The following is a 612-nucleotide window of genomic DNA, read 5'->3' as shown; positions in this document are numbered from 1 at the left end:
GCCCACAGCAGGTTGGCGACGCCCTGTGGCTTGAAGTCGTCTTTCTCTTCTTTTGATTCGGCTTTGGATTTCACATAGGGCAACAGCGCAGCCACGGCCTCTTTGAGCTTCGGCGTCTTCTCCAGTTTCAGCCCATTTTCCACCAGTTTCGCCACGGCCCACAGCAGGTTGACAATATGCTGAGGAATAAGGAGTCCTTTGTCTTCTTTTGATTCAGCTTTGTTTTTCACGCGGGACAACAGCGCGGCCAAGGCCTCTTTGAGCTGCGCTGTCTTCTTCAGCTCCAACCCGTTCTCCACCAGCTTCGCCAAGGCCCACAGCAGGTTCGCTGTAGCCTGGGTGTTGAAGTGGTCTTTCTCTTCTTTTGATTCGGCTTTGGTTTTCACATGGGGCAACAGCGCGGCCACAGCCATTTTAAGCTTCGGCGTTTTCTCCAGCTCCAGACCATTGTCCACCAGTTTCGTCACCGCCCACAATAGATTGGCGACTTCCTGTGGCTTGAAGTGATCTTTCTCTTTTTTAGATTCGGCTTTGGTTTTCACCAGGGGCAACAGTGCGGCCACGGCCTCTTTCAGCTGCGCTGTCTTCTCCAGCTCCAGCCCGTTATCCACC

The 612-nt window shown here is 53.6% G+C and carries 1 pseudogene; it reads right to left on the bottom strand.

The features are described from left to right. Nucleotides 1-612: pseudogene (locus tag J7439_RS25890) on the bottom strand (hypothetical protein); the annotation flags it as partial.

This window comes from Salinisphaera sp. G21_0 (assembly GCF_017744115.1).
Taxonomy (GTDB): domain Bacteria; phylum Pseudomonadota; class Gammaproteobacteria; order Pseudomonadales; family Endozoicomonadaceae; genus Endozoicomonas.
The sequence above is the reverse complement of the archived record's forward strand: the minus strand, read 5'-3'. Positions and strand labels throughout refer to the sequence as shown.